Genomic DNA, 22341 nt, shown 5'->3' with positions numbered 1-22341 from the left:
GTCATCGCGCCATCGCCCCGCTAGGTCTGTCAACCGGTGTAACGCGACCAGACCGCACTTTCGCCCAGTCGTGCGACAAATTCGGCATGAGCCGCCGCCTCGGCCTCGGTCAGGCGCGGGGGCAGAGGCACCGGGCGCCGGGCGTGATGCCGTGTCGCACCTGCCTGTGGACCCGAAGAAGGACCGCCTGCGGCGGGTCCGTCCAGCACCAGATCGGGCTGGCGGCCGCCGATCAGTTCCAAATACACCTCGGCCAACAGTTCGCTGTCCAGAAGCGCGCCATGCCGCTGGCGGTTGGAGTTGTCCACGCCGAACCTGCGGCACAACGCATCAAGCGAGGCGGGCGCGCCGGGAAACTTTTCCCGAGCAAGGGCCAAGGTATCCAAAGCACGCGACCAGGGCAGGGCGGGTCGGCCGAGACGGCGCAATTCGGCGTTGAGAAATTTCATGTCGAAGCTGGCATTGTGGATCACCAGCCGGGCGTCGTCGCCGATGAAATCGACGAACTGCTGCACGATCTCTGCGAATTTCGGCTTGTCGCGCAGGAAATCGTCGCCCAGGCCATGCACCTCGAACGCATCCTTGGGCATCGGCCGTTCGGGATTGATGTAGACGTGAAAGGTCCGCCCCGTGGGCAGGTGATTTACCAGCTCGATGCCGCCGATCTCGACGATGCGGTCATCCTTGTCGGCGTCGAAGCCGGTGGTTTCGGTATCCATGACGATTTCACGCACGCGCTACGATCTCCTTCACGATGCGGTCGACGGTCTGGCGGGCACCTTCGAGACTGTCGGTGGGGATGATCCAGTCTGCACGGGCCCGCTTATCCGCATCGGGCATCTGACGCGACAGGATGAGGGAAAGCAGATCCTCCGTCATGCCCGGCCGTTCCAGCACCCGCTGCCGCTGCACATGCATGGGGGCCGAAACCACCGCCACCCCGTCCACCTGGGTCTGATAGCCATTTTCGTAAAGCAGGGGAATGTCCAGAACCACCAAGGGGGCGCAAGCATGAGATGTCATAAAGGCTGCACGGTCTTCGGCCACCAGCGGATGCACGATGGCCCCCAGGCGGTCCAGCGCGGCCGGATCGCGTGCCATAACAGCCTTCAGCGCATCCCGGTCGATGGCGCCATCCCGAAGGGCGGAGGGAAAGGCCCCCGAAACCGGACCTACGGCGGCCCCCCCGGGGGCGTAAAGCCGGTGCACGGCTTCGTCCGCATCCCAGACCGGATGGCCAAGGTCACGAAACATCTGTGCTGTCGTTGACTTGCCCATGCCGATGCCGCCGGTCAGGCCCAGGCGAAAGGTCATTCCAGAACGGCCCGGCGCAGATCCTCGTCAACCTCGGGACGGGGGCCGAACCAACGCTCGAATCCGGGTGCGGCCTGATGCAACAGCATTCCCAACCCATCGACCACCCGGCACCCACGCGCCTGGGATTCCAGCAGAAAGGGCGTCATGAGCGGCGTATAGACCAGATCGGTCACAAGGGCACCGGGCGAGAGCGCGTCCAGCGGAACGCGCAACGGCTGCTTGCCCGTCATTCCCAATGAGGTTGCATTCACCACCGTGGCCGCCCCGTCCAGCATGTTGCCGGCCTGCGCCCAGTCATAAACCGTCAACCGGGCGCCGAATTCGGCCTTGATCTGTTCGGACCGGATGCGGGTGCGGTTGCTTATGCGCAACTCGCGCACTCCGCTGTCCAGCAGCGAAGCCACCACGGCCCGCGCTGCCCCGCCGGCGCCGATCACCGCCGCGGGGCCGGCATCGGGCTGCCAGTCGGGGGCATTCTGACGCAGATTGGCAATAAAACCATAGCCGTCGGTATTGTCTGCATGAATCTTGCCATCAGGGCGGAAGATAAGCGTATTGGCCGCCCCGATCAGGGCGGCGCGATCGGTCACGGCATCGGCCAGCGTCAGCACGGCCTCTTTGTGCGGGATGGTGACGTTGACGCCCACGAATCCCAGCCGGGGCAGGACTCGCAGCACCTCGGCCAGATGTTCTGGCATCACGGGCATCGGGACGTAATGACCGGCGATTGCATGGCGGCGCAGCCAGTGCCCATGCAGACGCGGAGAGCGTGAATGCGCGACAGGCATTCCGATCAGGCCGGCAAGCGGAACATGCAACAGGCGGTCTGGCTGGTCTTCTGTCATCGAACGGTCCTTGGCGTCTGGGTCACATTACGCATACCGGCCGGCAAGAAAAAAGCCGCCTTTTGCGTCAGATCGGATCAATCGGCGCGCTGTCTGTGGACAAGATCCGGGGGGAATCGGGTCGAATCATGGGGGCAGCAGGCGACCCTGTCGCAACCGCCTGAAAGTGGCCTGGAACCTCCAGCGAACGACGGTGTTCGACCCACATGTGAGCAAGTCGGACAAGCTGAAATTCGTGATCTGTGGACAGGTCGCCCCCAAAGGGGCGATCCCCACAGTTATCCACATTACAGAATATTGTTATTAAAAGAAAATTCTTGCTTCTTGGCGGATCTTCCCGATTCTTTCCACAAGAAAGGAACATGGGGACGATGCGGGGGATTTTCCCTTTATCCTTTTGTCCACAGGCCCTACATCGACAACATCCTTTTCTTTTCTCTTTATTTTAAGTGATGGCTGATGACCGACTGGCTGGCCCTGATCTATCCCTATGCCAAGGCGTTCCACGTTATGGCGGTGATTTCCTGGATGGCCGGGCTGTTCTATCTGCCCCGTCTGTTCGTCTATCATGCCGAGCGTGGCCAGACCCCGGAACCGGCCGGCAGCTTTGTCGTCATGGAAGACAAGTTGCTCCGCCTGATCATGAACCCCGCCATGATCGCCACCTGGGTCAGCGGCTTGTTTCTGGTGCTGACACCAGGGATCGTCGACTGGTCGATGGCCTGGCCATGGACCAAGGCTGCCTGCGTTCTGGGAATGACCTGGTTTCACATGTGGTGCGCGCGCCAACGGCGGCTGTTGCAGGCCCGACAAGGCCATTCCGGACGGCGCTATCGCATCATGAACGAGGTTCCGACCCTGCTGATGGTCGGCATCGTGGTATCGGTGATCGTCAAATTCTGACGAAAAGATTGACTTCGAGCGTTGCGCCGCATATGCCGCCCAAAATCCCGGCCGTCCGGCATGGGAATTTCCAGTCCATATTCCATCCAGCCGCGCAAAGATTGCGTGCATGGTGATCTCATGACCGAAGAACGTCTCAATCTCGCCGAACTCAAGGCGAAAAGCCCAGCCGAGCTGCTGTCCCTGGCCGAGGAGTGGGAAATCGAGAACGCCTCGACCATGCGTAAGGGCGAGATGATGTTCTCGATCCTGAAAGAACATGCCGAGGAAGGTTTCGACATCGGCGGGGACGGCGTCTTGGAGGTCGTTCAGGACGGTTTCGGCTTTCTGCGGTCCACGGCGGCGAATTATCTGCCCGGTCCGGACGACATCTATGTCAGCCCCGACATGATCCGCCAGCACAGCCTGCGGACCGGTGACACGGTTGAAGGCGTAATCCGCGCGCCCGGAGAAAACGAGCGTTATTTTGCCTTGACCAAGGTGGAAAGGATCAACTTCGAAGATCCGGAAAAAGCCCGCCACAAGGTCGCTTTCGACAACCTGACCCCGCTTTATCCGGACGAGCGGTTGAAGATGGAGATCGAGGATCCGACGCTCAAGGATCGTTCGGCCAGGATCATCGACCTGGTGTCCCCGATCGGCAAGGGCCAGCGATCGCTGATCGTGGCACCACCGCGAACCGGCAAAACGGTGCTGTTGCAGAACATCGCCCATTCGATCGCGCGCAATCATCCCGAATGCTATCTGATCGTCCTGCTGATCGACGAGCGCCCCGAGGAAGTCACCGACATGCAGCGGTCGGTCAAGGGAGAGGTCGTATCCTCGACCTTTGACGAACCGGCCAGCCGACATGTCGCCGTGTCTGAAATGGTGATTGAAAAAGCCAAGCGTCTGGTCGAACATAAACGAGATGTAGTTATCCTACTGGACTCGATCACAAGACTTGGTAGGGCTTTCAATACGGTCGTTCCAAGTTCTGGGAAGGTTCTGACCGGGGGTGTCGATGCGAATGCGCTGCAACGGCCCAAACGATTCTTTGGGGCAGCCCGCAATATCGAAGAAGGCGGTTCGCTGACCATCATCGCGACGGCGCTGATCGATACAGGATCGCGCATGGACGAGGTCATTTTCGAGGAATTCAAGGGCACCGGCAACAGCGAGATCGTTCTGGATCGCAAGGTGGCTGACAAGCGCGTGTTCCCGGCGATGGATATCTTGAAATCCGGAACCCGAAAGGAAGAGTTGCTGGTTGATGCCAAGGATCTGCAAAAGACCTATCTGCTGCGTCGCATTCTCAACCCGATGGGCACTACGGATGCGATTGAATTCCTGATCTCGAAGTTGAAGCAAACCAAATCGAATGCGGAATTCTTCGATTCGATGAACGCCTGACGAGGACGTCATGGATCTCATCTATGCCGAAGCCACTCCGCCCGGGCGGGGTGGCGTTTCCATTATTCGGATCAGCGGGAACGGCTCCCGCGCAGTTGCCGAGCGGCTTGTGGGTCCGATGCCAGAGGCACGCCACGCTTATCTACGGATGATCCAGGACGATTCGGGTTTGGTCGATCAAGCCTTAGTCCTGTGGTTTGCAAACGAACAGAGTTTTACGGGCGATGAAACCGTGGAACTGCACCTGCATGGCGCCCCAGTCATTGTCCGTCGAGTGGGGCATATGCTCGCAGAACAGGGAGTGCGGCTTGCCGAAGCGGGAGAGTTCACACGTCGGGCCTTTATCAATGGCCGGATGGACCTGTCCGAGATCGAAGGACTTGGCGACTTGCTGGCCGCTGAAACGGAATCGCAGCGTCGTCTGGCGTTGCGAACCAGCAGCGGCGAGCTTTCTCGCATGGCTGAAAAATGGCGATCCCTGCTGATCCGGGCTGGCGCGCTTGTGGAAAGCAGCGTCGATTTCGCTGACGAGGACGTTCCAGACGAAGTGCCTGCGGAAGTGTTCGATTTGCTCGATCAATTCCACACCGAACTTCAAAAGCAGATTTCTGGATACGCCGCAGCCGAACGCATCAGGAATGGCTTCGAAGTCGCCATCATAGGCCCGCCGAATGCCGGAAAATCCAGCCTTTTAAACAGGATCGCGCGGCGGGATGTGGCAATTGTTTCAGATATCGCTGGCACGACACGCGACATCATCGAACTTCGCATTGATCTGAAAGGGCTGGCCGTTTCCTTTTTGGATACGGCCGGCCTGCGCACCGCAGGGGACAGTCTTGAAGAAATCGGGATCGAACGAGCCCGGCAACGCGCGTCTGGGGCCGATCTTCGGATTCATTTGTCGCCCACCGGCGTCATCGACACCTCTTTGTGGCAACCGGATGATTTGGCAGTTCAAAGCAAGACGGATCAGGGACCATTCAGACCAGGTTTGGGAGTATCCTCCTTGACCGGTGAAGGGCTGGAAGAACTTCTGGAAACGATATACAGCGTTTTTTCTGTTCGATCCGCAAACGCAGCCGTGATAAGTCATGACCGGCAAGTTAATGCTCTGACAGAGGCAAAATCCGCGGTGAACGTTTCAGCAGACATGCCCGCCGAACTTATCGCCGAATCCATACGCCAAGCTGCCGTATCTCTTGACAGGCTTGTTGGCAAAATCGGCGCAGAAGATTACTTGGATGTGATCTTTTCCTCATTTTGCATCGGGAAATAGGGGTGTTTCACGTGAAACAATATGATGTGATCGTCATCGGCGGGGGGCACGCAGGGCTTGAGGCAGCTGCTGCTGCTGTAAGAATGGGTGCAGTTACGGCCCTTGTCACCATGCAACAATCCGATATCGGAGCCCTGTCCTGCAACCCCGCGATTGGAGGCCTGGGCAAGGGACATCTTGTTCGGGAAATTGACGCTCTGGATGGGCTGATGGGAGTGCTGGCAGATCGGTCCGGAATTCAGTTCCGATTGTTGAACCGACGAAAGGGGCCGGCCGTACAGGGTCCACGCGCTCAAATGGATCGGGCCCAGTACCGGCAAAATGCCTGGAATGCCATCAGATGCATGAAGGGTCTGGATGTGATCTTTGGCGAGGTGGAAAGCCTTGTTGAAAAGGGCGACCGTATAAATGGCATTGTTTTAGCAGACGGTACTGCTATATCTGGAAAGACAGTGGTGATAACCACAGGAACGTTCCTCAATGGAATGATCCATATTGGCGATGAAAGCCGACCTGCGGGGCGTTGGGGTAACAAGACATCCAAGGGACTTGCGGGTGCGATCCGCTCACTGAGTCTACCCCTCGGGCGCTTGAAAACCGGAACCCCTCCCCGTCTGGATGGGCGCACCATCGATTTTGTGGTATTGGAATCACAACCTGGAGACGACAATCCAGTATTGTTTTCCTATCTTAATCAAAGGGTCGCCCTGCCGCAAATCGAATGCGGCATCACCTACACCAATCAGCGCACGCATGAGATCATCAAGGAGAATCTTGATCGCTCCGCCATGTATGGGGGGCATATTTCAGGAACGGGACCACGATACTGCCCTTCGATCGAGGACAAGGTGCTACGGTTTGCCGAAAAGGAAGCCCATCAGGTTTTCCTTGAGCCAGAAGGTCTGGAAGATCATACTGTCTATCCGAACGGCATATCAACGTCGCTGCCTGTTGATGTCCAGATTCGATATGTGAGAAGCATGACGGGATTAGAGAATGCGGTTGTGCTTCAACCTGGATATGCAGTCGAATACGATTATGTTGATCCCCGGTCTCTGGATCGCTCCCTGCGGGTAAAGTCCGCAAGGGGTCTTTACCTCGCTGGACAGATCAATGGCACAACGGGATATGAAGAAGCAGCGGCTCAGGGATTGGTGGCAGGCTTGAATGCCGCCTCAGAGGCCCTGGGCAAGGAGCCTATTCATTTCAGCCGGACGACAAGCTATATCGGGGTCCTGGTCGATGATCTGATAGGACGTGGGGTAACCGAACCTTATCGTATGTTCACATCTCGGGCCGAATTTCGACTGACCCTTCGTGCAGACAATGCCGATCAAAGGTTGACGCCTTTTGGACTTGCTCTTGGATGTGTGTCAGAAAACCGCAGGCTGATGTTCATGCGGCGGCAGGAAGCATATGAAACGGCAAGAAAGATTGCCGAGAAGACCGTTTTTTCTCCTTCTTTTTTAGAGAAGCGGGGGTTTGCTGTACGTCAAGATGGTCAGTCTCGCTCGTTGTTCGCCTTGCTTGGACAATGCGAAAGTCAGCTTCTTGAATCTCAAGCTCTTTGGCCTGAAGGTAATGGTCTTGATCCTTCTACGCTTCAGCAATTGAGAAATGATGCTTTGTACGCGAATTACGAGCATCGGCAGGTCAGAGACGCGGAGCTTTTACAGCAAAATGAAAATTTTTCACTACCGGGGGAACTTGATTATGACAGTATCCTGGGACTTTCAGCCGAGCTCAAGACCAAGTTGTCGTTGTCCAAACCGCCCACCTTGGCAGCAGCTTCAAAAATAGAAGGCATGACCCCTGCCGCGCTCACCTTGCTTTTGGCAGTAGTTCGCGCCGGCCGCTATGCAGCATGAGTGTTTCACGTGAAACAAAGGATCTCTTGATACAATATGAGGCTTTGCTGCGTCGCTGGAATCTAAAGATCAATCTCGTATCTCCCAATGATATGACGACGTTGACCAGTCGTCACATTCAAGATTGTCTTCAATTGGCTGATTTGGCGCCTGTCGCAGCCGGCCATTGGGTCGATTTGGGAAGCGGCGGCGGACTACCGGGACTGGTTGTAGCGTTTTCCAAGGTGCATACGGGGACCCGGTTCACGTTGGTGGAGAGCGATCAAAGAAAAGCAACATTTCTTCGTCAGGTTATCCGCGAAACAAACCTGAAAAACGCTGTTGTCCTGTCGCAACGGATTGAATGTGTTGAACCATTAAAGGCTGATATCATCAGTGCACGGGCTCTTGCGGGCTTGCCTGATCTTATGCCATATCTGGCGCGTCATTTGTCACAGAACGGCCGCGCCTTTTTGTTGAAAGGCAAAAAATGGCGGGCAGAGCTTCGCGACGCTCAAGAACAATGGGACTTCTTGTGGACGGCGCATCCTAGTAAAACTCAGGAGGAGGCAGCCATTTTGGAAATCAGCAAGGTGTCATATGGCGCGAAATAGAATCATCGCCATTGCGAATCAGAAGGGTGGGGTTGGAAAAACCACGACCGCCATCAATCTGGGCGCCGCCTTGGCTATGGCAGGATACCCGACGACCCTGATCGATCTGGACCCTCAGGGAAATGCCTCGACCGGTTTGGGAATTCCGGTCGATCAGCGCCGGACAACCGTCTATGACCTTCTTGCGGGGCCTGAAAGTCTTGCAGATTGCACGGTCGCATCCGGTATCCCGCATCTTGATCTTGTTGCCGCCACTTCGGATCTTTCATCGGCAGATCTGGAGTTGTCGCAGACAAAGGACAGGACCCGTCTTTTGCGGCACAAGCTAGACCTGCCCGAGCCGGAACGCATCATTCTGATCGATTGTCCCCCTGCGCTGGGTCTTTTAACGTTGAACGCCATGATGGCGGCCGACGGGGTATTGGTCCCGTTGCAGGCAGAGTTTTATGCCTTGGAAGGATTGTCTCAGTTGTTGAGCACCGTCAAACAGGTGAGAAATGCCGGAAATCCTGACCTTCGCGTGAACGGGGTCTTGTTGACCATGTCCGATTATCGCAACAATCTGTCTCAGCAGGTTGAAGCTGATGTTCGTGCCACCTTGGGAGACCTTGTTTACCCTACGGTCATTCCACGGAATGTGCGCGTCTCAGAGGCTCCGTCCTTTGCGCAACCCGTTCTGATCTACGATCCTGCATCAAAGGGCAGCGCCGCGTATCGTCAATTTGCTGCCGAATTCGCCGCTCGACTGAACCTTGTCAAAGAGGCTGCCTGATGACCGACAATAAACTGGCCAAGCGTGGACTGGGACGCGGACTGTCGGCGCTGATGGCCGATCTGGACCTGGATGGCCCACCGGAAGCCAAATCCGTCAAGGATCGGACCTTGGTCCCCATCGAGCAGATTATCGCAAATCCCGACCAACCCCGGCGCAGTTTCGATCCCGCCGCCTTGCAGGAACTGGCGGATTCCTTGCGGCAGCGCGGGGTCTTGCAGCCCTTGATTGTCCGGAAGCATCCAGGGGACGACAGCCTATATCAGATCGTGGCCGGCGAACGCCGCTGGCGCGCAGCGCAAATGGCCCAGTTGCACGAATTGCCAGTCATCGTGCGCGACCTGTCCGATACCGAAGTTCTGGAAGTCGCGATCATCGAGAACATTCAGCGGGCCGATTTGAATGCTATCGAGGAAGCATCATCCTTTCGTCAACTCATGGATCGGTTTGGCCATACCCAGGAAAAACTGGCCGAAGCATTGAACAAGAGCCGCAGCCATATCGCCAACCTTCTGCGCTTGTTGACCTTGCCCGACCCCATCCAGGACCATGTCAAGGAGGGAAGGCTATCGGCAGGCCATGCGCGCGCGCTGATAACCGCCGATAATCCCATCGCCTTGGCGCGAAAGATCATCGACAACGGCCTGTCCGTTCGGGAAACCGAAAATCTCGTGCGCCAGAAGTCCGATCTAAACCTCCCGAAAACGACCCGAAAATCCGGCAAAAACAACGATAAGGACGCTGACACGCGGGCATTGGAGGCTGATTTGTCTGCACAATTGAAGATGCCGGTGATTATCGACCATGACGGCCAGAAGGGCGGTACCGTCACGATTGCCTATGGCGATCTTGACCAACTGGACAGGCTTTGCCAGCTTCTGGGCCGCAACAGCGCCTGAACGGCGAGGTTGCGGCCGATCCGGGGTCCGATGATCTTGGTTCTATGGATCCAGTGCCGCAATGATCTTGTCCGGCGTGGCAGGCAGATCGCGCACCCTGATGCCGCAGGCATTGTGGATGGCGTTGAGGATCGCCGCGCCCGATCCGCAGATGCTCAACTCTCCGATGCCCTTGGCCTGAAGCGGGCCGACATAGGGATCGCGCTCGGGGACGAAATGCACCTCGAGATGGGGAACATCGGCATGACAGGGGATATGGTATTCCCCCAGATCGCGCGTGACGGCGTGACCGTCACGGGGATCGTGTTCCAGTGCTTCGGTCAAGGCAATTCCCATGCCGAACACCATTCCGCCCAGGCATTGCGACCGGGCAGTCTTTTCATTCAGGATGCGCCCGCAGGAAAATAGTCCCAGCATCCGCCGCACGCGGACCTCGCCAGTCCAGCGGTTCACCGCAACCTCGGCCCAATGGCTGCCCCAGGTCGCCTGCCGGACCGATTTTTCCGTCTTTCCCGGCTCGACATATCCTTCCCCGACCAGGGGGGACTGGATCACATCGGAGAGAGGCTTTTCTACATTCCCCGCCCGCGCCAGTCCGTTCTGGAGCGTCAGATCCACAGCCTCGCAACCCATGGCTTTTGCAATCTGCTGCCGAACCTCCTCGCATGCCAGATACACCGAGGTGCCGCTGGACGCGGCCCCGAACGATCCACCCGATCCCGTCGCAGGGGGGAAATCAGTATCGCCCAGCCTTACCTCGACGCGCTCTTGCGGCAGGCCAAGGGCTTCGGCGGCGATCTGGCCCAAAATGGTGTAGGTGCCGGTTCCGATGTCGGTCATGTCGGTTTCGACAATCGCCCTGCCATCTGGGCCCAGCGTCACCTTGGCACGCGCTTCGACCAGTTGGTTCACCCGAACGGCGGTCGCCATGCCCATGCCGATGAACCACTCTCCCTCGACCCGCTGGCGGGGAGGCCGACGTTCCGACCAATTGAATCGTTCCGCGCCTTCGTGCAGGGCTTCGGCCAGCTTGTGGCTGGAAAAGGGGCGTTCGGTATCGGGCTCGACGGTGGGGATGTTGCGCAGCCGCAACGCCACCGGATCAATGTCCGCCGCTTCGGCCAATTCGTCCAGGGCGCATTCGAATACGGTGACGCCGACCGCCTCGCCAGGCGCGCGGACCGACCCCGCACAACTGCGGTGGATGCGGGCCACGGCATGAACGATCTGGCGGTGTGCCGCTGCATAGGTAAAGGGCGTGGCCTGGGTTACGGGTTCTGAAAAGTCGGACCCCGGCAGGTTCGACACAAGCGCCTCGTGACCGATCCCGGTCAACCGGCCTTCGTGGTCGCAGGCCAACCGGATGCGTTGGCGCGTCTCGGATCGCCGGTGCGCCAGATCAAAGACCTGCTGGCGCGTCATCACCACCTGCACGGGGCGGCCCAATTCGCGGGCGGCAATGGCCGCTGCCACCGCTTCGGCATTGATCCCCAGCTTCGATCCAAAGCCGCCCCCGACATAGGGCGCCAGCAAGCGCAGCTTTTTCGGGCGGATGCCCAAAGCATCGGCCATTTGCTTGCGGTTCGACGACAGCATCTGCAATCCGGCGCGTATGGTCACGCTGTCGCCGTCCCATTCGGCGATCGCGGCATGGGGCTCCATCGCGGCTGCGGCGTGGGTGGGGGTATGCCAGACGGCATCGACGCTGAAGGGGGCCTGCTGCATGGCCTTGTCCAGATCGCCGGTCGAGGACTGTTTCTTCGGGGGCAGTTCGGGCACAACGGCGGTCGGATCGACGGGTACATCCTGCACGTCGTAACGGATTTTCAGGTTCTGCGCCGCATGGCGCGCGGCTTCCAGGCTGTCGGCCACCACCAGGGCAATGGCCTGGCCCATGTATTCCACCTCTTCCGGGCCTGCTTTCGGACCTTCTTCTGCCAAACCCTGCGCTGCATACCGGATCATCCGCTTGTCCTGGATGACCGCGATGGCGCCGGGCGCATCCTCGATCCCCAGAACCTTTCCAGCCGGAATGGCTGCCTGGACCAGAACGCCATAAGCCATGCCACGGGGCCGGGACTCGGCCGCGTAGGTCGCGCGGCCGGATACCTTCAGCGGACCTTCCAACCGGTTCAGCGGCTGTCCCAGCACACCCTGGGCCATTTGGTCCAGGGGACTGTCGTGGATCGGTTCATCGACCCGCAGATGCCGTGTCATGCCGCTGCCTCCATGCCGGTTGCATCCCGCAGCGTCGCAATCAGCGTGCGACGAAGAAGGGGAATCTTGAAGCCATTGTCGCCCTGGCTGCGTGCAAGACGCAGCACCGTGTCGGCTGCGCTCTGGAACAGCGCGTCCGATGGCTGTTGACCGATGAGCAGGCGTTCCGCATCCGGGTCGCGCCAGGGTTTGGCCGCGACCCCGCCAAAAGCCAGGGCGGCATGGGCAATGCGCCCGTCCTGAACCCTGATGACCGCTGCGACCGAAACCAGCGCAAAGGCATAGGATGCCCGGTCGCGCACCTTGCGGTAACGCTGCTGGCCCCCGACCGGGGCAGGCAGGACCACGGCGGTGATGATCTCGCCGGGTTTCAGAACGGTTTCGACATGGGGCGTGTCACCGGGCAACCGGTGAAAATCCGCCAGCGGCACCCGGCGGGGTGCGGGGCCGTCGATCTCGACTTCGGCGTCAAGCGCGCGCAACGCCACCGCCATGTCGCCCGGATAGGTTGCGATGCAATGATCCGAGGTGCCCAGGATCGCATGGTTGCGGGTGATCCCCCCGATCGCCGCACAGCCCGTGCCGGGCTCGCGCTTGTTGCAGGCCATACGGCGGTCATAGAAATACGGACACCGCGTCCGCTGCATCAGGTTGCCGCCAGTGGTCGCCATGTTGCGCAACTGCCCGCTGGCCCCCGCCAACAGGGCACGCGTCAGGACCGGATAGTCGCGCCGGATGACAGCGTCGGCAGCCAGGTCGCTGTTGCGGACAAGGGCGCCGATCCGCAGGCCGTCTGCCGCGGGCTCGATGCGGTCCAGTGACAGGCGGGTAATGTCCACCAGGGCATCCGGGGTCATCACCTCGAGCTTCATCAGGTCCAGCAGGTTCGTGCCCCCCGCGATGATCGTGGCGCCCGCAGGCAGGTCGGCGACCGAGGCCGCGCGATGAAACGAGAACGGTTTCATGCCGCATCCTTGTGCAGGGCATCGGCCTTGGCCGCCTGCCGGATTGCCGCGACGATATTGCTGTAGGCGGCGCAGCGGCACAGGTTGCCGCTCATGCGTTCGGCGATTTCGGCATGGGACAGATCGAACGGCCCCTCCAGCGATCCGGATGCGTGGCTGGGCCAGCCCGCGGCAATTTCCTCCAGCATGGCGGTGGCCGAACAGATCTGGCCGGGCGTGCAGTATCCGCATTGAAAGCCGTCGTGGTCCAGGAACTGCTGCTGCAGGGGGGACAACTGGTCAGGGGTGCCGATACCCTCGATCGTAGTGATTTCCTTGCCTTCGGCCATGCAGGCCAGCGTCAGGCAGGAATTGATCCTTCGGCCGTCCATCAACACCGTGCAGGCGCCGCATTGCCCATGGTCGCAGCCCTTCTTGGTGCCCGTCAGGCCCAGATCATGCCGCAGCGCATCCAGCAGCGTGGTGCGCGGGTCAACGTCCAGACGATGGGACGTGCCGTTCAAATCAAGTGTGATGTCCATGGGTTCCCCGGATACTGGCAAGGCGGCTGGCAATGCGGTTGGCAGCCGCTCAACCGCTCAGGACCGGTCGTGTTCCCTGACGTATGTGTTTTTGCCATGGGCATGGAACACCAGGATGGCACATTCATGGCCGACAGGGGCGCGGCACGATGCGATCGACCGTCCACGCAGCCGCCAGGCCCAGAACGGCGCCGGCCGCGACATCCAGCGGATAGTGCTTGGCACGCGGAATCTGAACGGCGCCGATCAGGACGGCGATGCTTGTGGCCGGCAGGGCCAGGTGCGGCAGGTCGCCTGCCACGATGCGCGCCACGGCCACGGCGCCAGCGGTATGCCCCGAGGGGAAGGAGGTATCGTTCCCGTTCCGGCTTTCGCCCGCTTCGAACACATAGCGGTCTTTTTCCACAACCTCGGTCGGTCGTGATCGGCGAACCCGGTTCTTGATGCGACGCTTGACCAGGTTGGCAAGAACATGTGCGGCCATCATGCGCATCCCTGTCCGCACCAGATCGTCACGGCGTGCGGCAAGCCCCCCGGCGATAACAACCCCGCAGACCACCGCAAGCGGGGTTTGGTCGGCGATTTCGCTCATGGCGCCCAGGGTTCTGACAAGGGGGTGATGGCGGTGTTTGGCGGCCGTCTGCGCCGCCTCGACATCGGCCAGTTCCAGATCCGGCAAGGGTTCCGACGGGGCTTTCGACACGGGCTTGTCCTGATATCCGAATAACGCAGGATGTAACCGCGCCGTATCGGGACAGTTCCCGTTTTCGACAATCCTGCGGCCTGACCTGTCGCCTGGCCGACGCCGATGCGTCGGCCCCGGATCATGCCTGTGTCGGCTGTTTACTCACCGCCATTGGTGGCACGGTCGTTGGTGCGGGCAGGACGGTCGCCCGCCTCACGATTCTGGCCGCCCGCATTGGGTTCGTTCGATCGCTGCATCTGCTTGGGGTTCAGAACGGGATCGGCATTGCCCATCTTGGCCTGCTGGGCCGCCTGCTGGACCGAATGCTTTTCGTTCTCTGCCTTGGGATCGAAGTGCTGTGCCATGATTGATCTCCTTTCGGAAAGGATCAACCCGGCACGGGCCCGTCCGTTCCGGTCGGGACAGGCTTTCGCTTGCCTTTCGAGAGAGAACCCGGTTTCGTGAAACGATGCCGCCACGGCTGCTAGAGGAGTCCCCATGTCTCTCGACCATCCCTTGAACGACCTTTCCCACGTGGTTTCCGCCGACCGGGCGCATGTCTGGCATCACCTGAGCCAGCACAAGCAATATGAAACCACCGATCCGCGCGTCTTTGTCGAAGGCAAGGGAATGCGGTTGTGGGACGCGACCGGGCGCGAATATCTGGACGGGGTCTCGGGCGGCGTGTGGACGGTCAACGTGGGCTATGGCCGGACCAGCATCGCCGATGCGATCCGCGACCAGTTGGTCAAGTTGAACTATTACGCGGGGGCGGCGGGCACGGTGCCGGGGGCGCTGTTTGCCGAACGGCTTATCCAGAAGATGCCGGGGATGGCCCGTGTCTATTATTCGAATTCGGGATCAGAGGCCAACGAGAAGGTCTACAAGATGGTCCGCCAGATCGCGGCCCGTCATCACGGCGGACGGAAATGGAAGATTCTCTACCGGGATCGCGATTATCACGGCACCACACTGGGCACGCTGGCGACGTCCGGCCAGGATCAGCGCGCCATGCAATACGGGCCATACCCCGACGGCTTCGTGCGCGTGCCCCACTGCCTGGAATACCGCGCGCAGTGGGAGGTGGAAAACTATGGCGAGCGTGCTGCGGACGCCATCGAGGAGGTGATCCTGCGCGAGGGCCCCGACAGCGTGGGCGCCATCGTCCTGGAGCCGGTCACGGCGGGCGGCGGCGTGATCACCCCGCCCGAGGGCTATTGGCCGCGCGTCCAGGAGATCTGCCGCAAATACGACATCCTGTTGCACATCGACGAGGTGGTCTGCGGGCTGGGCCGCACCGGCACCTGGTTCGGCTATCAGCATTACGGGATCGAACCCGATTTTGTGACAATGGCCAAGGGCGTGGCCTCGGGTTACGCCGCGATCAGTTGCACGGTGACGACCGAGCGGGTGTTCGAGATGTTCAAGGACGACGCGGCCGACCCCATGGGCTATTTCCGCGACATTTCCACCTTCGGCGGCTGCACCGCCGGCCCGGTCGCCGCGCTGGAGAACATGCGCATCATCGAGGATGAGGGACTGCTCGAGAATACCGCGGCCATGGGCGCGCGGGTGCTGGCCAACCTGCGCGCGCTTCAGGAAAAACACTCGGTGATCGGCAATGTGCGCGGCAAGGGCCTGTTCTGCGGGGCCGAGCTGGTCGCCGACCGGGCCACCAAGGAACCGCTGGACGAACGCAAGGTTCAGGCGGTGGTGGCCGACTGTCTGGCCCAGGGCGTCATCATCGGCGCCACCAACCGCTCGCTGCCGGGGTTCAACAACACCCTGTGCCTCTCGCCGGCGCTCATCGCCACCTCCGACGACATCGACCGCATCACAGACGCCATAGACGGGGCATTGTCCCGGGTGGTGGGATAGGCCCTTACGCCGGAAACGGCCGGCTGAGGCCCGGTGCCCCTGCAAGGCCAAAGCGCCAGGGCCGATCCTGCGCCCGGCTGATGCCGATACGCGGCCCTGTCAGAAGGGGACCGGGATGATCGGCAAGCGTCAGCGACAGATCGCCGCCATCGAAGGGGGCGCCGTCATCCTCGGGTCGGACCCCCAAGGCTTGCGTCAGACGGCCCGGCCCGTTGCACAGGGCCGGACTGTTCCGGCGCATCGCGATGGCTTCTTGTCCCCGGGTCGGCATCAGCGCACGGATCAGCACGGCCTCGCCGGGTCGGCCCACCACATTCAGGCACAGGTGGATGCCATAGGAGCGATAGACATAGGCATGGCCCGCCGGTCCGAACATCGCGGTGTTGCGGCGTGTCGGCCCGCGAAAGCTGTGCGAGGCCGGATCGTCGCGGCCATAGGCCTCGGTTTCGATGACAATGCCGCCGACGCCGCGCACCAGCAGTTCTGCCCCGATCAACCGCCGGGCCAGATCCACTATTGCCAGTCCTTCGATCCGGCCGGCCAAGGGCGGCGGGGACACAGGGTTTGCGGGCTTGGGGCACACAGGACGGCCTAGATTTCGGGCCGGGTGACGACATAGGCGCCGATGACGGTGCAGATCATTGCCTGCGCCGCCACGACCCACGGGGGCATTCCCGCCAGCAGGCTGAAGCCCACGCCGCCGGCCATGGCCAGCGTGGCCCAGATTTTGGCCAGACGGCTGATGGCGCCATGCTCGCGCCAGGCCCGGACGGGCGGGCCATAGGTCGGATGGTCCAGGATGCGCCGTTCCAGGCGGGGATTGCTGCGTGCAAAGGCGGCCGCAGCCAGCAGCAGAAAGGGCACGGTCGGCACCACCGGCAGGGCGATTCCGACGATGCCCATGCCCAGCGCGACAAAGCCCAGAACATACCACAACCGCTGTCGCATCAGGCCGCCAGTTCGCGCAGGATGGCATTCAGCAGCGGCCTGCCCTGCCGCGTGCTTTGCAGGCGGCCGTTCTGGCGAACGACCATGCCCAGATCAGCCAGGCGCGCGATGGCGCCAGGGTCCAGGGGCGCCCCCGCCAGCCGGGCATGACGGGCCAGATCCAGTCCTTCGGACAATCGCATCGCCATCAGCAGGTATTCTGTCGCCTGTTCGTCCAAGGGCACCAACTCGCGCAGGCATTCCCCCGTTCCCTGCCGCTCCACGGCGTTCAGCCAGACTGCCGGAGCCCGGTGCGCCTCGGTGGCAAAGCGCCCGGCGGGGGTGGTGATCCGGCCATGCGCGCCGGGACCGACCGCCGCCCAGTCGCCCTGGCGCCAATAGACCAGGTTGTGGCGGCTTTTCGCGCCGGGGCGGGCATGGTTCGAGGTCTCATAGCCCGCCAGGCCCGCCGCCTCGCAGATATCCTGGGTTTCCAGATACATGTCGGCAGCCAGATCGTCGTCGGGCAGGCCGCGCAGCTTGCCCGCCGCGGCCCGCGCGCCAAAGGCTGTGCCCGGCTCGATGGTCAACTGGTACAGCGACAGGTGATCGACGGCCATCGCCAGCGCCTCGGCCAGTTCCGCGCGCCAAGCAGCCCGCGTCTGGCCCTGACGGGCATAGATCAGATCAAAGCTGACCCGATCGAAACAGGATCGCGCCACATCGAAGGCCGCCCGAGCCTCGGCCACGGAATGCATCCGGCCCAAGGCGCGCAGGTCGGGATCGTTCAGCGCCTGGATGCCCATCGACAGCCGGTTCACGCCGGCATCCGCAAAGCCCTGAAAGCGGCCTCGTTCCACGCTGGTGGGGTTCGCTTCCAGCGTGATCTCGATGTCATTGGCAAAGCCCCAGGCGGCACGGGCGGCGCGCAGCACCGCATCCACGGTTTCGGGCTCCATCAGCGATGGCGTGCCGCCGCCAAAGAAGATGCTGCCCAGATGACGGCCCGGCAGTTCGGCGCCAAGGCGGGCGATTTCCGACGACAGCGCGGCGGCCCAGCGGGCCTGATCCACGACCGGCACGACATGGCTGTTGAAGTCGCAATAGGGACATTTCGCCTGACAGAACGGCCAGTGGACATAAAGGCCAAAGCCTCCGGCCCGCCAGTCTTCCGCAAAATTCTCTGGTTCCGGCATCATCATGCCCGCATCGCCGTTGCTTCGATTTCGACCTTCATCTCGGGCCGGATCAGGCCGGCGATGACCATGGTCGCGGCGGGACGAATGGTGCCCATGGCTTCGGCAAGGGCGGGGGTGATCGCCTCTACCAGAGTCGCGTCGGTGACGGTGTATTGCACGCGCACGATGTCGCCGGGGGCAAAGCCCGCATCCTTCAGAACCGAAAAGATCGTGCGAAAGCAGTTCCGGGCCTGTTCGCATGGATCGTCCGGCATGGTCATCGCGCCATAGTCATAGCCGGTGACGCCCGACACAAAGCGCCAGTCGCCCTTCACCACCGCGCGGCTGTAGCCCATCGCCGCTTCAAAGGGCGATCCGGTCGAGATTCTCTGCAAAGCTGCCCCTTATCATCTGCTCCACCGCCCGCGCCCGATGGCTGAGGCCGTTCTTCATCGCAGGCGGCATTTCTCCCAGGGTCATATCATGCCCGTCCGGCATGAAGATGGGGTCATAGCCGTGGCCTTCAACCCCGCGCGGCGGCCAGACGACCTGACCGGGCAAGACGCCCTCGAACACCTCGTCGTGGCCGTCGGGCCACATCAGGACAAGGGTGCAGCGGAATTGCGCCCTGCGCGGGGCAGGGGCGTTTGCAAAGTCAAGCTCGTCCCAGGTCCGCTGCATGGCCATGCGAAAATCACGCCCGTTGCCGGTTTCCGCCCAGTCGGCGGTATAGACGCCCGGTGCCCCGTCCAGGGCATCGACGCAGAGGCCGCTGTCATCCGCCAGGACCGGCAGCCCGGTTGCCTGAACCGCCGCGCGCGCCTTGATGCGGGCATTGCCGACGAAGGTCGTTTCCGTCTCCTCCGGCTCGGGCAGGCCCGCGTCCGCGGCGCCCACCACGTCGACACCGTAAGGGGCCAGCAGGGCGCGCATCTCGTCCAGCTTGCCCGCGTTGTGGGTGGCCATCAGCAGGCGGGTGCCGTCGAAACGCCTCATGCGACGGCGGCCTTCTGGGCGGCGACCAGTTCGGCCATGCCCGCCTCGGCCAGATCCAGAAGCTGCCCCATCTGGTCGCGGCTGAAGGTGGCGCCCTCGGCCGACATCTGCACCTCGATCAACCGGCCCGCGCCGGTCAGGACGAAGTTGCCGTCGGTCCCGGCCTCGCTGTCCTCGGCATAGTCCAGGTCCAGGACGGCCTGGCCTGCGTAAAGGCCGCAGGACACGGCGGCCACATGGTCCATGATCGGATCGCTGATGATCGCGCCCGCCTTCAGCAGCTTGTTCACGGCCAGCCGCAACGCGACCCAGCCCCCGGTGATGGAGGCGCAGCGGGTGCCGCCATCGGCCTGGATCACGTCGCAGTCGATGGTGATCTGCCGCTCGCCAAGCGCCACCCGGTCCACGCCTGCCCGCAGGCTGCGCCCGATCAGGCGCTGGATTTCCTGCGTGCGGCCCGACTGGCGGCCCTGGGCGGCCTCGCGCCGGTTGCGGGTATTGGTGGCGCGCGGCAGCATCCCGTATTCCGCCGTGACCCATCCCAGACCGGTGCCCTTCAGGAACCGCGGCGGGCTGTCCTCCAGCGTGGCGCTGCACAGCACATGGGTATTGCCGACCCGGATCAGGCATGACCCCTCGGCATGGGCCATCACGCCGGTTTCGATTGAAATCGGACGCATTTGGCTTAGATTCCGGCCAGACGGGCGCATGGTTTTTCCTTTCGCGAAGATGCTGCCCCATACCGCCCCGCCGGCCCATCACGCAACCCCGCGAGGGACATGAACCAGAACTCGGCCCTGCACGAACTGAACGACCGCTCGCGCGAGATCTTTCGCCGCGTGGTCGAAACCTATCTGGAAACCGGCGAACCGGTGGGTTCCCGCACGCTGACCCGCGCCCTGTCGGAAAAGCTGAGCGCGGCAACCGTGCGCAACGTCATGCAGGATCTGGAACTTATGGGGCTGCTGGACAGCCCCCATGTGTCGGCCGGGCGGATGCCGTCGCAGCAGGGGCTGCGGCTGTTCGTGGACGGGATGATGGAGGTCGATCCGGTCACCGCCACCGACCGCGCGGCCATCGACCAGACGCTGGGCAACGACGATCCCGACACCGGCGTGCTGCTGGACCGAGTCAGCACGGCGCTGTCGTCAATCACGCGGGGCGCGTCCCTGGTGTTGATGCCCAAGCACGAGGCGCCGATCCGGCACATCGAATTCGTCAGCCTTGGGCCCGACCGGGCGCTGGTGGTGCTGGTCTTTGCAGACGGGCATGTCGAAAACCGCCTGTTTACCCCCCCGGCGGGGCAGACCCCGTCGTCCATGCGCGAGGCCGGCAATTTCCTGAACGCCATGGCCGAGGGCAAGACCCTGTCCGAACTGCGCGGCCAGATCGGGCAAGAGATCGCGGCCCGCCGGCGCGAGCTGGACGTGCTGGCGGCCGAACTGGTCCAGTCCGGGATGGCGCTGTGGGACCACCAGTCGTCCGATCCCCGGCTGATCGTGCGGGGACGCTCAAACCTGCTGGACCAGGAGATTGCCGATCTGGACCGCATCCGGGTGCTGTTCGACGACCTGGAACGCAAGCGCGACATCGTGGAATTTCTGGAACTGGCCGAACAGGGCGATGGGGTGCGGATTTTCATCGGATCGGAAAACAAGCTTTTTTCGCTTTCGGGTTCCGCTCTGGTGGTTTCGCCCTATATGAATGCCGACCGAAAGATTGTAGGCGCCGTGGGCGTCATCGGGCCGACGCGGCTGAACTATGGCCGGATCGTGCCGATTGTGGACTACACGGCGCAACTGGTCGGGCGGGTGCTGTCCGGCCGGAAAGGATGAGAAACACGATGAACGATCAGAACGAACAACCCCTGGACGATATTCTGGCTGACCCCCTGGCCGATCCTGACGATGAGATCGCAGCCCTCATGGCCGAGCGCGATGAATTCCGCGACAAGTTCATGCGCGCCCTGGCCGATGCCGAAAATGCGCGCAAGCGTGCCGACAAGGATCGCCGCGACGCCGAACAGTATGGCGGATCGCGCCTGGCCCGCGACCTGCTGCCGGTCCATGACGCCTTGACCCGTGCGCTGGATGCAGCAACCCCTGAACAGCGCGCCGCCGCAAGCGCCCTGATCGAAGGGGTCGAACTGACCCTGCGCGAGCTGTCCAATGTCTTTGCCAAGCATGGCATCGCCCTTATCACCCCCCAGCCCGGCGATCGCTTCGACCCTTCTGAACACGAGGCGATGTTCGAGGCCGCCGTTCCCGGTACCAAGGCGGGCGAGATCATCCAGGTGATGGACAACGGCTTCCGCCTGCACGACCGCCTGCTGCGCCCTGCAAAGGTCGGCGTATCCTCGATGCCCGCAAGCTGACGGGCGCTCGGCGGCCTGGGCGCTACAACCTTCCGCTGACTTGCCGAATGTTCCCGATGGGGCGACGCTGACGGAAACATCGGGAGGGAAGACCATGGCCAACACCGAAGGGGTGACGATCCACCCTGCTGTCGATCACGGCATCAAGCAGGGTGATTCGGGGTTTTCGGGGGGAACCCTGACCTGCAAATGCGCCACGAACCCGGTCAAGGTCCGGGTAGGCGCGCAAACGGCCCACAACCATGTCTGCGGTTGCACCAAGTGCTGGAAGCCCGAGGGTGCCATCTTCAGCATGGTCGCCGTGGTATCGCGCGATGCCGTCGAGGTTCTGGAAAACGGCGACAAGCTGCAGGTCGTCAACAAGGACGCCCCGATCCAGCGGTATGCGTGCCGTGATTGCGGCGTCCACATGTATGGCCGGATCGAAAACAAGGACCATCCATTCTATGGCCTTGATTTCGTGCATACCGAACTGTCGGGCGAATCCGGCTGGTCGGCCCCGGAATTCGCGGCCTTTGTCAGCAGCGTGATCGAATCGGGCGTCGATCCGTCCCGGATGGATGCCATCCGGTCGCGTTTGCGCGAACTGGGGCTGGAACCTTATGACGCCCTGTCGCCGCCGCTGATGGATGCCATCGCGACCCATGTCGCCAAGCGGTCGGGCGCGCTGGCGGCTTGACGCTGATCTGAACCCGGCGAAATCTGCAGGGGCCGCAATGCGGCCCCTGCCGCCAT

At 61.8% G+C, this 22341-nt stretch carries 25 protein-coding genes; 11 read left to right on the top strand and 14 right to left on the bottom strand.

The features are described from left to right. Window positions 1-29 precede the first annotated feature (29 nt). From dnaQ to EYE42_RS08280, 3 genes are read right to left on the bottom strand one after another with little or no spacing between them, the layout of a single operon-like run. Complete coding sequence (gene dnaQ / locus EYE42_RS08290) at window positions 30-734, bottom strand: DNA polymerase III subunit epsilon (RefSeq protein ID WP_130990850.1); 705 nt, start codon at window positions 732-734, stop codon at window positions 30-32. Further along, entirely contained in the window at window positions 727-1314 is a 588-nt protein-coding gene (gene coaE, locus EYE42_RS08285; protein WP_130990849.1) for a dephospho-CoA kinase, read from the bottom strand. The genes dnaQ and coaE overlap by 8 nt, the downstream gene beginning before the upstream one ends. Beyond that, the gene (locus EYE42_RS08280; protein ID WP_130990848.1) at window positions 1311-2162 is read right to left on the bottom strand and encodes a shikimate dehydrogenase; all 852 of its coding nucleotides are present in this window, start codon (window positions 2160-2162) and stop codon (window positions 1311-1313) included. Before EYE42_RS08280 ends, coaE begins: the two co-directional genes overlap by 4 nt. A gap of 459 nt (window positions 2163-2621) precedes the next feature. Between EYE42_RS08280 and hemJ the strand changes: the two genes are divergently transcribed. From hemJ to EYE42_RS08245, 7 genes are all read left to right on the top strand, one after another. Further along, window positions 2622-3065 (top strand): protoporphyrinogen oxidase HemJ, encoded by a 444-nt coding sequence (gene hemJ / locus EYE42_RS08275; protein ID WP_130990847.1) that lies wholly within the window; start codon window positions 2622-2624, stop codon window positions 3063-3065. 120 nt (window positions 3066-3185) lie between these two features. Continuing rightward, window positions 3186-4457: a transcription termination factor Rho gene (gene rho / locus EYE42_RS08270; RefSeq protein WP_130991000.1), complete on the top strand. Its 1272-nt coding sequence runs from the start codon at window positions 3186-3188 to the stop codon at window positions 4455-4457. A 10-nt stretch (window positions 4458-4467) separates the two neighbouring features. Then, entirely contained in the window at window positions 4468-5733 is a 1266-nt protein-coding gene (gene mnmE, locus EYE42_RS08265; protein WP_130990846.1) for a tRNA uridine-5-carboxymethylaminomethyl(34) synthesis GTPase MnmE, read from the top strand. 11 nt (window positions 5734-5744) lie between these two features. Continuing rightward, window positions 5745-7601, top strand: a complete 1857-nt coding sequence (gene mnmG / locus EYE42_RS08260) for a tRNA uridine-5-carboxymethylaminomethyl(34) synthesis enzyme MnmG (RefSeq protein ID WP_130990845.1) — start codon at window positions 5745-5747, stop codon at window positions 7599-7601. 26 nt (window positions 7602-7627) lie between these two features. Next, window positions 7628-8194: a 16S rRNA (guanine(527)-N(7))-methyltransferase RsmG gene (gene rsmG / locus EYE42_RS08255; RefSeq protein WP_246020661.1), complete on the top strand. Its 567-nt coding sequence runs from the start codon at window positions 7628-7630 to the stop codon at window positions 8192-8194. Further along, window positions 8181-8966: a ParA family protein gene (locus tag EYE42_RS08250; RefSeq protein WP_130990843.1), complete on the top strand. Its 786-nt coding sequence runs from the start codon at window positions 8181-8183 to the stop codon at window positions 8964-8966. The genes rsmG and EYE42_RS08250 overlap by 14 nt, the downstream gene beginning before the upstream one ends. After that, window positions 8966-9865 (top strand): ParB/RepB/Spo0J family partition protein, encoded by a 900-nt coding sequence (locus tag EYE42_RS08245; RefSeq protein WP_130990842.1) that lies wholly within the window; start codon window positions 8966-8968, stop codon window positions 9863-9865. Before EYE42_RS08250 ends, EYE42_RS08245 begins: the two co-directional genes overlap by 1 nt. A gap of 42 nt (window positions 9866-9907) precedes the next feature. Here EYE42_RS08245 and EYE42_RS08240 read toward each other — a convergent pair whose 3' ends face one another. The 5 genes from EYE42_RS08240 to EYE42_RS08220 all read right to left on the bottom strand — a co-directional run bounded on the left by EYE42_RS08240 (window position 9908) and on the right by EYE42_RS08220 (window position 14618). After that, the gene (locus EYE42_RS08240; RefSeq protein ID WP_130990841.1) at window positions 9908-12082 is read right to left on the bottom strand and encodes a xanthine dehydrogenase family protein molybdopterin-binding subunit; all 2175 of its coding nucleotides are present in this window, start codon (window positions 12080-12082) and stop codon (window positions 9908-9910) included. Next, window positions 12079-13047 carry an FAD binding domain-containing protein gene (locus EYE42_RS08235; protein ID WP_130990840.1) on the bottom strand — a complete coding sequence of 323 codons (969 nt, stop codon included), beginning with the start codon at window positions 13045-13047 and terminating at the stop codon, window positions 12079-12081. Before EYE42_RS08235 ends, EYE42_RS08240 begins: the two co-directional genes overlap by 4 nt. Then, window positions 13044-13568 (bottom strand): 2Fe-2S iron-sulfur cluster-binding protein, encoded by a 525-nt coding sequence (locus EYE42_RS08230; protein WP_130990839.1) that lies wholly within the window; start codon window positions 13566-13568, stop codon window positions 13044-13046. Before EYE42_RS08230 ends, EYE42_RS08235 begins: the two co-directional genes overlap by 4 nt. Before the next feature lie 124 nt (window positions 13569-13692). Then, window positions 13693-14271 carry a phosphatase PAP2 family protein gene (locus tag EYE42_RS08225; protein ID WP_130990838.1) on the bottom strand — a complete coding sequence of 193 codons (579 nt, stop codon included), beginning with the start codon at window positions 14269-14271 and terminating at the stop codon, window positions 13693-13695. A 140-nt stretch (window positions 14272-14411) separates the two neighbouring features. Next, a complete protein-coding gene (locus tag EYE42_RS08220) occupies window positions 14412-14618 on the bottom strand; it encodes a hypothetical protein (RefSeq protein ID WP_130990837.1) in 207 nt (68 codons plus the stop codon). Between the two features lie 133 nt (window positions 14619-14751). Between EYE42_RS08220 and tpa the strand changes: the two genes are divergently transcribed. After that, a complete protein-coding gene (gene tpa, locus EYE42_RS08215; protein ID WP_130990836.1) occupies window positions 14752-16131 on the top strand; it encodes a hypotaurine--pyruvate aminotransferase Tpa in 1380 nt (459 codons plus the stop codon). 4 nt (window positions 16132-16135) lie between these two features. Here tpa and EYE42_RS08210 read toward each other — a convergent pair whose 3' ends face one another. The 6 genes from EYE42_RS08210 to rph all read right to left on the bottom strand — a co-directional run bounded on the left by EYE42_RS08210 (window position 16136) and on the right by rph (window position 19942). After that, the gene (locus EYE42_RS08210) at window positions 16136-16645 is read right to left on the bottom strand and encodes a DNA-3-methyladenine glycosylase (protein WP_246020660.1); all 510 of its coding nucleotides are present in this window, start codon (window positions 16643-16645) and stop codon (window positions 16136-16138) included. A gap of 77 nt (window positions 16646-16722) precedes the next feature. Further along, window positions 16723-17079, bottom strand: coding sequence for a YbaN family protein (locus EYE42_RS08205; protein WP_130990835.1), 357 nt, complete (start codon window positions 17077-17079; stop codon window positions 16723-16725). Then, complete coding sequence (gene hemW / locus EYE42_RS08200; RefSeq protein WP_246020658.1) at window positions 17079-18260, bottom strand: radical SAM family heme chaperone HemW; 1182 nt, start codon at window positions 18258-18260, stop codon at window positions 17079-17081. Before hemW ends, EYE42_RS08205 begins: the two co-directional genes overlap by 1 nt. Beyond that, window positions 18257-18631, bottom strand: a complete 375-nt coding sequence (locus EYE42_RS08195; protein WP_130990834.1) for a RidA family protein — start codon at window positions 18629-18631, stop codon at window positions 18257-18259. The genes hemW and EYE42_RS08195 overlap by 4 nt, the downstream gene beginning before the upstream one ends. After that, window positions 18600-19232: an RdgB/HAM1 family non-canonical purine NTP pyrophosphatase gene (gene rdgB, locus EYE42_RS08190; protein ID WP_130990833.1), complete on the bottom strand. Its 633-nt coding sequence runs from the start codon at window positions 19230-19232 to the stop codon at window positions 18600-18602. Before rdgB ends, EYE42_RS08195 begins: the two co-directional genes overlap by 32 nt. Continuing rightward, on the bottom strand, window positions 19229-19942 hold the full coding sequence (gene rph / locus EYE42_RS08185) for a ribonuclease PH (protein ID WP_130990832.1): 714 nt from the start codon (window positions 19940-19942) through the stop codon (window positions 19229-19231). The genes rdgB and rph overlap by 4 nt, the downstream gene beginning before the upstream one ends. A gap of 69 nt (window positions 19943-20011) precedes the next feature. On the opposite strand from rph, the gene hrcA reads away from it, so the two are divergent. The 3 genes from hrcA to gfa all read left to right on the top strand — a co-directional run bounded on the left by hrcA (window position 20012) and on the right by gfa (window position 22285). After that, on the top strand, window positions 20012-21067 hold the full coding sequence (gene hrcA / locus EYE42_RS08180) for a heat-inducible transcriptional repressor HrcA (protein WP_130990831.1): 1056 nt from the start codon (window positions 20012-20014) through the stop codon (window positions 21065-21067). An 8-nt stretch (window positions 21068-21075) separates the two neighbouring features. After that, complete coding sequence (locus EYE42_RS08175; RefSeq protein WP_246020656.1) at window positions 21076-21606, top strand: nucleotide exchange factor GrpE; 531 nt, start codon at window positions 21076-21078, stop codon at window positions 21604-21606. A gap of 94 nt (window positions 21607-21700) precedes the next feature. Continuing rightward, window positions 21701-22285 carry an S-(hydroxymethyl)glutathione synthase gene (gfa, locus tag EYE42_RS08170; RefSeq protein WP_130990829.1) on the top strand — a complete coding sequence of 195 codons (585 nt, stop codon included), beginning with the start codon at window positions 21701-21703 and terminating at the stop codon, window positions 22283-22285. Window positions 22286-22341 lie beyond the last annotated feature (56 nt).

It is taken from the genome of Paracoccus subflavus (assembly GCF_004310345.1).
Taxonomy (GTDB): domain Bacteria; phylum Pseudomonadota; class Alphaproteobacteria; order Rhodobacterales; family Rhodobacteraceae; genus Paracoccus; species Paracoccus subflavus.
Note: the sequence above shows the minus strand (reverse complement) of the source record. Positions and strands in the feature narration are given on the sequence as shown.

Bases quoted from the DNA above. Each gene is read 5' to 3' on its own strand.
- coaE (WP_130990849.1), bottom strand. From the start codon at position 1,314: ATGACCTTTCGCCTGGGCCTGACCGGCGGCATCGGCATGGGCAAGTCA.
- EYE42_RS08280 (WP_130990848.1), bottom strand. From the start codon at position 2,162: ATGACAGAAGACCAGCCAGACCGCCTGTTGCATGTTCCGCTTGCCGGC.
- hemJ (WP_130990847.1), top strand. From the start codon at position 2,622: ATGACCGACTGGCTGGCCCTGATCTATCCCTATGCCAAGGCGTTCCAC.
- rho (WP_130991000.1), top strand. From the start codon at position 3,186: ATGACCGAAGAACGTCTCAATCTCGCCGAACTCAAGGCGAAAAGCCCA.
- mnmE (WP_130990846.1), top strand. From the start codon at position 4,468: ATGGATCTCATCTATGCCGAAGCCACTCCGCCCGGGCGGGGTGGCGTT.
- EYE42_RS08250 (WP_130990843.1), top strand. From the start codon at position 8,181: ATGGCGCGAAATAGAATCATCGCCATTGCGAATCAGAAGGGTGGGGTT.
- EYE42_RS08245 (WP_130990842.1), top strand. From the start codon at position 8,966: ATGACCGACAATAAACTGGCCAAGCGTGGACTGGGACGCGGACTGTCG.
- EYE42_RS08240 (WP_130990841.1), bottom strand. From the start codon at position 12,082: ATGACACGGCATCTGCGGGTCGATGAACCGATCCACGACAGTCCCCTG.
- EYE42_RS08235 (WP_130990840.1), bottom strand. From the start codon at position 13,047: ATGAAACCGTTCTCGTTTCATCGCGCGGCCTCGGTCGCCGACCTGCCT.
- EYE42_RS08230 (WP_130990839.1), bottom strand. From the start codon at position 13,568: ATGGACATCACACTTGATTTGAACGGCACGTCCCATCGTCTGGACGTT.
- EYE42_RS08220 (WP_130990837.1), bottom strand. From the start codon at position 14,618: ATGGCACAGCACTTCGATCCCAAGGCAGAGAACGAAAAGCATTCGGTC.
- tpa (WP_130990836.1), top strand. From the start codon at position 14,752: ATGTCTCTCGACCATCCCTTGAACGACCTTTCCCACGTGGTTTCCGCC.
- EYE42_RS08205 (WP_130990835.1), bottom strand. From the start codon at position 17,079: ATGCGACAGCGGTTGTGGTATGTTCTGGGCTTTGTCGCGCTGGGCATG.
- hemW (WP_246020658.1), bottom strand. From the start codon at position 18,260: ATGATGATGCCGGAACCAGAGAATTTTGCGGAAGACTGGCGGGCCGGA.
- rdgB (WP_130990833.1), bottom strand. From the start codon at position 19,232: ATGAGGCGTTTCGACGGCACCCGCCTGCTGATGGCCACCCACAACGCG.
- rph (WP_130990832.1), bottom strand. From the start codon at position 19,942: ATGCGCCCGTCTGGCCGGAATCTAAGCCAAATGCGTCCGATTTCAATC.
- hrcA (WP_130990831.1), top strand. From the start codon at position 20,012: ATGAACCAGAACTCGGCCCTGCACGAACTGAACGACCGCTCGCGCGAG.
- EYE42_RS08175 (WP_246020656.1), top strand. From the start codon at position 21,076: ATGAACGATCAGAACGAACAACCCCTGGACGATATTCTGGCTGACCCC.
- gfa (WP_130990829.1), top strand. From the start codon at position 21,701: ATGGCCAACACCGAAGGGGTGACGATCCACCCTGCTGTCGATCACGGC.